This is a genomic window from Synergistetes bacterium HGW-Synergistetes-1 (assembly GCA_002839185.1).
Classification (GTDB): domain Bacteria; phylum Synergistota; class Synergistia; order Synergistales; family Synergistaceae; genus Caenicola.
In genome coordinates, this window is record PGXO01000001.1 from 397,481 (window position 1) to 404,548 (window position 7,068).

The following is a 7,068-nucleotide window of genomic DNA, read 5'->3' on the forward strand; positions in this document are numbered from 1 at the left end:
CACCCCCATTACCATACATAACAAACGACTTCGCCGCCCAGTCCGCGCTTGCGCGCTTCTGCATCGGTCATAAGTCCTGCTGATGTTGAAATCATTGCAATTCCGAGACCTCCCATAACTTTGGGAAGCTCGTCTTTGCCTACATAAATACGGCGTCCTGGCTTGCTTATTCTACGCAGGCCCTGGATCACTCGCTCCTTTGCCGGTCCATAGTTCATAGTAAGTCTGAGTATAGGCATCGGCTGTTTTGCGTCATTGATCGTCTTATAGTTACGGATATAGCCCTCCTCTTTGAGGATGCGTGCCAATTCGAGACGCATCTTACTAAGAGGCATGTCCACCATTTCATGATAGACAACGTTCGCATTTCTAATGCGTGTGAGCATATCCGCGACAGGATCGGTAATATGCATTAAAGGATCCTCCCTTCCACGCCCACTTGCCTACCAGCTCGACTTGACTACGCCAGGGATCTTACCCTCGCGCGCAAGTTTGCGGAAACAGCAGCGGCACATGTTGAACTTTCTGATATAGCCCCGGGGGCGTCCGCACAGGGGGCAGCGATTATACTTTCTCACTTTGAACTTCGGTTCAAGCTGAGCTTTGTTTACCAAGCTTTTACGGGCCATAAGTATACTCCTTCCTAATGGGCGAAGGGCATGCCCAGTTCGGCCAACAGAGCCTGGGCTTCCTCATCCGCCTTCGCGGTCGTAACGAATGTTATATTCATTCCGCGCTGACGAATTACCTTATCGTAGTCTATCTCAGGGAAGAGAAGCTGTTCTTTGAGTCCAAGGTTGTAATTTCCCCTGCCGTCAAAACCCCTCTTTGAGATACCCTGGAAGTCTTTGATTCGCGGGAGCGCAATACTTACAAGACGGTCAACAAATTCCCACATTCTGGGTCCCCTAAGTGTTACGCAGCACGCTACAGGCATACCTTCACGGACCTTGAACCCCGCGATGGACTTTTTCGCCCTTTTCATCATGGGTTTCTGTCCGGAGATTATCGTCAGTTCGTTGATCGAAGCATCCATATACTTGTTGTCGAGTTTCGCTTCGTTAACGCCTATGTTGATAACAACTTTAACCAGACGGGGAATCTCCATGACGTTCTTATATCCGAATTGTTCTTTCAACTTCGGAAGGACGTCCTCGCTGTACTTTGTCAAAAGACGCGGTGTCATAGTTGTCCCTCCTAAACCTTGTCGATGATTTCGCCGCACTGTTTGCAGATACGGACCTTCTTGCCGCTGTCTAGAAATGCGCGGCTTACGCGGGTAGGTTTGCCGCATGAAGGACATACAAGCATCGCTTTGCATGCATGCAGAGGTGCTTCCTTCTTGACAAATCCACCGCGAGGATCTTTTTGTGTCGGACGCGCGCTCTTAGTCACCATATTGACGTTCTCAATGACTATTGTATCTTTCTGGAGATCCCTGCGAAGAACTTTGCCTTCTTTGCCGGCATCCTTGCCAGAAATAACACGAACACGGTCTCCTTTTCTGATTCTCATTTTGGACATGAACTGTTACCCCCTACACTACCTCGGGAGCAAGAGAGACTATTCGCATGTATTTCTTCTCTCTAAGTTCCCGAGCTACAGGACCGAAAATACGGGTTCCCTTAGGATCACCGTTGTTGTCTATGACGACAGCGGCATTGTCATCGAAGCGAACATAGGATCCATCCTTGCGGCGGATTTCTTTTTTCGTCCTGACTATAACTGCCTTTACCACGTCACCTTTTTTAATGTTGGCATTGGGAGTAGCCTCACGAACTGAAGCCACTATTACATCACCCACAGTACCTACCTTGTGGAAGCTGCCGCCTTTGACCTGGATGCAGAGGATCTTCTTTGCGCCTGAATTATCGGCTACATTTAGCACTGTACGAAGCTGGATCATAACCTACAATGCCTCCTCGTCTTCCTGTTTTACACCCATAACGGGGGCTCGCTCGATTATCTGCGCGACTTCCCAGCGTTTATTTGCGCTGAGGGGGCGGGTCTCTGCGATCATGACCTTGTCACCTATGCGGCAATCGTTAGTCTCGTCATGGGCCATAAACTTTTTGGACCGGAGAACCGGTTTCCCATAAAGTGAATGTTTGGCCATACGGTCAACACGAACAACTATGGTCTTATCCATTTTGTCGCTAACCACCACGCCGGTGCGGACTTTGCGATTTACTTTGTTTGCTTCCATCTCCGGCTACCTCCTTGCTCCTGAACGATCAATACCCTTTTCCTTTTCGGTGATTACCGTCAGTACGCGGGCAATTGTCTTTTTGACCTCTCTAATACGGCCCGAGTTGTTCAACTGTCCTATCGCATTCTGAAAGCGAAGGTTGAACAGCTCTTCCTTAAATTGCTTATGTTTGTCGTTTAGCTCAGATATGCTGAGATCTCTAAGTTCCTTGGGATCCATACTATTCACCTGCTCCCTCTCGGGTTAACAATTTTACCTTGATGGGCAGCTTGAAGGATGCCGTGCGAAAAGCCTCAACGGCTGTCTCACGGGGCACACCTGCTATTTCAAACATCACACGGCCGCGTTTTACTGCCGCGGTCCAGTATTCGACGTTTCCTTTACCCTTACCCATACGTGTTTCAAGAGGTTTTTCTGTTACTGGGCGGTCGGGGAATATCCGAATCCAGATCTGTCCGCCCTTTTTCATTTTACGGCTGATCGCAACACGGACAGCTTCGATCTGACGGGCTGTGATCCAGCCATTTTCACACGCCTGAAGTCCATATTCACCGAAATCAACCTTCGTGGCTCCCTTTGCATAGCCGCGCAGGGCCGTCAGGTGAGGTTTGCGGTACTTAACTCTTTTCGGAGAAAGCATCAGATGTTACCCCCTCTCCTGATGAGTAGGAACGGCTTCCATTACAGGTTTGCGTTCCATTATTTCGCCTTTGTAGATCCAGACCTTAATGCCAATGACGCCGTAGATCGTATGTGCTTCGGCAAAACCGTAATTAATGTCTGCCCTAAGTGTTGAAAGAGGAAGCTGTCCTTCAAGATACCATTCCGTACGTGCGATCTCAGCTCCGCCAAGACGTCCGGCACACTGGATCTTGATGCCTTTTGCTCCTGATTTCATTGCACGGAAGATCGACTGTTTCATTGCGCGGCGGAAGCTGATCCTGCGCTCAAGTGATGCTGCAACCCCTTCTGCCACTACCTGTGCTTCTGCATCAGGATTTTTGATCTCCTGGATATTGATCATAACCCGGCTTCCGGTCTTGGCCTGGAGTTCCTCACGAACTGCCTGTATCTCTGCACCCTGCTTGCCGATAACTACACCAGGCCGGGCGGTCCAAACTGTAAAACGCATAACGTTTCCAATACGCTCAATTTCCACGCGGCTTACGCCTGCTTTATTCCAGCGCTTCCTGATCCATTCCCTCAGTTCAAGATCATTATGCAGGAATTTGGCATATTTTTTTCCGTCTGCATACCAGCGGGATTCCCAATCGTAGATGACACCAATCCTGTAACCTACCGGGTGAACTTTCTGACCCACCGTCACCCCTCCTTATTTCTCGCCTACGACCACAGAAACGTGGCACGTATGGTGTCTAAAAGCATGCGCGCGTCCCATTGAAACGGGACGGAAGCGCTTCATGTAGCTTCCCTGATCCGCCTTTACTTCTTTTACTACGAGCTTGTCCATATCAAGGCCGAAATTGTGCTCTGCATTTGCTATCGCACTCTTAAGGACTTTTTCAGTTACACGTGCCCCTTTGTTCGGGGTGTACTTAAGTACCAGCAGCGCATCAGAAGCTTTTTTGCCTCTGATGAGAGCTAATACTTGACGTACTTTGGTCGCTGAGATACGGACCTGCTGGGCTGTTGCCTTAACTTCCATGACCCTGCCCCTCCTACTTCTTGACTTTCGTGGAGCGTTCCTGTCCGGCGTGACCGCCGAACTTACGGGTCGGTGCAAATTCGCCGAGCTTATGACCAATCATATTGTCGCTGATGTAAACAGGGATATGAATGCGGCCGTTGTGTACTGCAATAGTATGTCCGACCATTTCAGGGGTTACGCTTGAACGGCGTGACCAGCTCTTAATTACAAGCTTTTTCCCTGATTCGTTCATGTCCTCTACCCTACGGATGAGTTTCGCATCCACATAGGGTCCTTTTTTAAGTGAACGAGCCATCTCTGTATTCCCTCCTACAAACCCGGGTTACTTCTTCCGACGGCGGACTATGAACTTGTCCGAAGGCTTACGCTTACGTGTGCGGTAGCCCTTTGCCGGAGTACCCCATGGGGATACCGGATGCTTGTGTGACTTGCTCTTGCCTTCTCCGCCGCCCATAGGATGATCTACTGGGTTCATGATCATTCCGCGAACATGCGGACGAATTCCAAGCCAACGAGTTCTTCCGGCTTTACCGTAAACTACATTTTCATGTTCTTCATTTCCGACCTGTCCAACTGTAGCCATGCATTCAAGAAGGATAAGTCTCAGTTCCCCGCTTGGCATACGCACAAATGCATATTTGCCCTCTTTAGCCATGAGCTGCGCAGATACTCCTGCTGAGCGTACAAGTACTCCGCCGCGGCCAGGCTCAAGTTCTACGTTGTGTACTACTGTACCAACGGGGATATCCTTAAGCTTAAGAGCATTGCCGGGGCGAATGTCGGAATCCTTACCTGCAACGACGCTGTCTCCAACATTAAGACCCACGGGAGCAATAATATAACGTTTTTCTCCGTCAAGATAAGAGATCAGTGCAATACGGGCGGAACGGTTGGGATCGTACTCGATAGAGACGACTTTTCCGGGAACTCCCAGTTTGTCTCTTTTAAAATCGATGATACGATACTTGATCCTTCCGTGGCCGCCGCGATGGCGCATTGTAATACGGCCATTGTTATTGCGTCCCGCTTTCTCACTTAACGATACAACCAGACTCCGCTCCGGCTTTGCCTTTGTTATCTCAGAATAATCAGGCGTTGCCATGTGGCGGCGGCTGGGTGTAGTGGGACGGAATTTCTTGATACCCATCTCTGGTTAACCCCTTTCTGCCTAGGCGCTTGCGCCCTCGAAAAATGCGATCTTTTCACCTTTTGCAAGTGTAATTATCGCTTTCTTCCAGGAACGTGAACGACCCAAAAAGGCACCCATCCGCTTCGGTTTAGAACGGACCTGGATCGTATTTACTCTTACAACTTTTACTTTGAAAACTTCCTCGACAGCTTTGCGGATCTCGATCTTGTTCGCTTTGGGAAGCACTTCAAACGTGTACTGTCCAAGTTCCATCATCCGGCTTGTTTTTTCTGTGATTATCGGGCGGACAATAATATCATGTGCTACTGCGTTCATTAACCGAACACCTCCTCGAGCTTTTTGACAGCCTCAGGAGTCGCAATCAGCTGATCATGGTTAAGAAGGTCATAAACGTTGATGCTGTCAACATGCATTACTTCCGCTCCAGGAATGTTTGCAGCAGATTTGACAACTGCCATGTTCGTCTCATGAAGAACAAAAAGCGGCTTCTTTCCACTGTCGATAGCCGTAAGGAAATCAAGCATTACCTTTGTCTTCGGTGCCTGTACATCAAAGCGCTCAAGAATAAGCATATTCTCTTCCTGGACCTTTAGGGTCAAGGCGCTGCACAGAGCAAGACGACGGACCTTCTTGTTTACCTTCTGATGGTAGTCTCTCGGGTGCGGACCGTGAGCAACTCCACCGCCGACCCAAATGGGCGAGCGTGAACTGCCTGCACGGGCACGACCTGTATGTTTCTGTCTCCAGGGCTTTTTACCGCCGCCGCGGACATCTCCGCGATCTTTTGTGTTATGAGTTCCAACACGGCAGTTAGCCAGATGCGCAACTACTACCTGATGCATAGCCGGCACATGGACAGGGGCACCGAAGACGGCATCTGAGAGTTCAAAATCTCCGATTACCTCGCCTTTGAAATTTACTTCTTTTACTACAGGCATAGTCTTCTGCCTCCCTACTTACGCTGTTTTACGGATCATAATGAGACTGTCGCGAGCTCCGGGAACAGAACCTTTGATCAATATCAGGTTGTTCTCTTCGTCCACTGCAAAAACCTTTAGGTTTTTCGTGGTTACTCGCTCACTTCCCATGTGACCCGCCATCCTCCGGCCTTTTACTACACGACCGGGATAACTGCTGCATCCAATAGAACCGGGGTGACGGTGGGTAACAGAAGCACCATGGCTTGCTGGTCCTCCACCAAATCCATGACGTTTCATTACGCCTGCGGTTCCCTTACCTTTGCTGATGCCAGTGACATCAACAATTTCGCCATTCTGGAACAGAGAAACGGTGATCTCCTGTCCCACCTGGTAGTCCGACGTATTTTCTACGCGGAACTCCCTCAGCCAGCGCTTCGGTGCTGTTCCCTGTTTCTGGAAGTAACCCTTCATCGGCCTATTGACCTTAACGGGCTTGATTTCTCCGAAACCGAGCTGCACTGCGCTGTAACTGTTCTTTTCAGGTGTCCGGATTCCAACGATGGAGCAAGGTCCTGCCTCGATAACTGTTACCGGCACTGCCTTGCCTTCTTCGTCGAAGACCTGGGTCATCCCTACCTTACGGCCCAGAATCCCCATGCTCATTTGCGTTTCACTCCTTTCAGATCAAACCTCTACAGCTTGATCTGTATATCAACACCGGAAGGCAGATTAAGCTCCATGAGAGCTTCCATCGTCTTCTGTGTCGGGTCGACTATATCTATCAGACGCTTGTGTGTCCTGATCTCAAACTGTTCGCGTGCGTCCTTGTCAACGTGAGGGGACATCAGTATATCGAACTTTTTGATCTCTGTCGGAAGAGGTACCGGCCCGGACACTCTTGCACCAGTACGCTCTGCAGTCTCCGCGATTTGTGTAGCAGAGGCGTCGAGAACGCGATGGTCAAAGGCTTTTAATTTAATACGAATTTTTTTTGCCAAAATATTCCCCTCCTGGGGCTGCTTTATTCTATTATCTCAGTAACGACGCCGGCGCCCACTGTGCGGCCGCCTTCGCGTACTGCGAAGCGCAGTCCGGGCTGCATTGCGATCGGTACGATGAG

Annotated in this window: 17 protein-coding genes; all 17 read right to left on the reverse strand. The window is 49.7% G+C overall.

Annotated features, from left to right (window positions below):
• Positions 1-8: 8 nt before the first annotated feature.
• On the reverse strand, positions 9-413 hold the full coding sequence (locus tag CVV54_01900; GenBank protein PKL05585.1) for a 30S ribosomal protein S8: 405 nt from the start codon (positions 411-413) through the stop codon (positions 9-11).
• 30 nt (positions 414-443) lie between these two features.
• Entirely contained in the window at positions 444-629 is a 186-nt protein-coding gene (locus CVV54_01905) for a type Z 30S ribosomal protein S14 (GenBank protein ID PKL05586.1), read from the reverse strand.
• 14 nt (positions 630-643) lie between these two features.
• On the reverse strand, positions 644-1,186 hold the full coding sequence (locus tag CVV54_01910) for a 50S ribosomal protein L5 (protein PKL05587.1): 543 nt from the start codon (positions 1,184-1,186) through the stop codon (positions 644-646).
• Between the two features lie 11 nt (positions 1,187-1,197).
• Entirely contained in the window at positions 1,198-1,524 is a 327-nt protein-coding gene (locus CVV54_01915) for a 50S ribosomal protein L24 (protein ID PKL05588.1), read from the reverse strand.
• 13 nt (positions 1,525-1,537) lie between these two features.
• A complete protein-coding gene (locus CVV54_01920) occupies positions 1,538-1,906 on the reverse strand; it encodes a 50S ribosomal protein L14 (protein ID PKL05589.1) in 369 nt (122 codons plus the stop codon).
• A 3-nt stretch (positions 1,907-1,909) separates the two neighbouring features.
• Entirely contained in the window at positions 1,910-2,206 is a 297-nt protein-coding gene (locus CVV54_01925; GenBank protein ID PKL05590.1) for a 30S ribosomal protein S17, read from the reverse strand.
• A 6-nt stretch (positions 2,207-2,212) separates the two neighbouring features.
• Positions 2,213-2,428, reverse strand: coding sequence for a 50S ribosomal protein L29 (locus tag CVV54_01930; protein ID PKL05591.1), 216 nt, complete (start codon positions 2,426-2,428; stop codon positions 2,213-2,215).
• 1 nt (position 2,429) lies between these two features.
• Entirely contained in the window at positions 2,430-2,849 is a 420-nt protein-coding gene (locus CVV54_01935; GenBank protein ID PKL05592.1) for a 50S ribosomal protein L16, read from the reverse strand.
• Between the two features lie 6 nt (positions 2,850-2,855).
• Positions 2,856-3,530 carry a 30S ribosomal protein S3 gene (locus CVV54_01940; GenBank protein ID PKL05593.1) on the reverse strand — a complete coding sequence of 225 codons (675 nt, stop codon included), beginning with the start codon at positions 3,528-3,530 and terminating at the stop codon, positions 2,856-2,858.
• 12 nt (positions 3,531-3,542) lie between these two features.
• On the reverse strand, positions 3,543-3,875 hold the full coding sequence (locus CVV54_01945; GenBank protein ID PKL05594.1) for a 50S ribosomal protein L22: 333 nt from the start codon (positions 3,873-3,875) through the stop codon (positions 3,543-3,545).
• Between the two features lie 13 nt (positions 3,876-3,888).
• Positions 3,889-4,173: a 30S ribosomal protein S19 gene (locus CVV54_01950; protein PKL05595.1), complete on the reverse strand. Its 285-nt coding sequence runs from the start codon at positions 4,171-4,173 to the stop codon at positions 3,889-3,891.
• A gap of 27 nt (positions 4,174-4,200) precedes the next feature.
• Positions 4,201-5,025 carry a 50S ribosomal protein L2 gene (locus CVV54_01955; protein PKL05596.1) on the reverse strand — a complete coding sequence of 275 codons (825 nt, stop codon included), beginning with the start codon at positions 5,023-5,025 and terminating at the stop codon, positions 4,201-4,203.
• 21 nt (positions 5,026-5,046) lie between these two features.
• Positions 5,047-5,343 carry a 50S ribosomal protein L23 gene (locus CVV54_01960; protein PKL05597.1) on the reverse strand — a complete coding sequence of 99 codons (297 nt, stop codon included), beginning with the start codon at positions 5,341-5,343 and terminating at the stop codon, positions 5,047-5,049.
• On the reverse strand, positions 5,343-5,966 hold the full coding sequence (locus CVV54_01965) for a 50S ribosomal protein L4 (GenBank protein PKL05598.1): 624 nt from the start codon (positions 5,964-5,966) through the stop codon (positions 5,343-5,345). Before CVV54_01965 ends, CVV54_01960 begins: the two co-directional genes overlap by 1 nt.
• 18 nt (positions 5,967-5,984) lie before the next feature.
• Positions 5,985-6,611 (reverse strand): 50S ribosomal protein L3, encoded by a 627-nt coding sequence (locus CVV54_01970; protein ID PKL05599.1) that lies wholly within the window; start codon positions 6,609-6,611, stop codon positions 5,985-5,987.
• Positions 6,612-6,640: 29 nt separating this feature from the next.
• Positions 6,641-6,946 carry a 30S ribosomal protein S10 gene (locus CVV54_01975; protein ID PKL05600.1) on the reverse strand — a complete coding sequence of 102 codons (306 nt, stop codon included), beginning with the start codon at positions 6,944-6,946 and terminating at the stop codon, positions 6,641-6,643.
• A gap of 23 nt (positions 6,947-6,969) precedes the next feature.
• The coding region (locus CVV54_01980; GenBank protein PKL05601.1) for a hypothetical protein at positions 6,970-7,068 on the reverse strand (99 nt) is incomplete at its 5' end.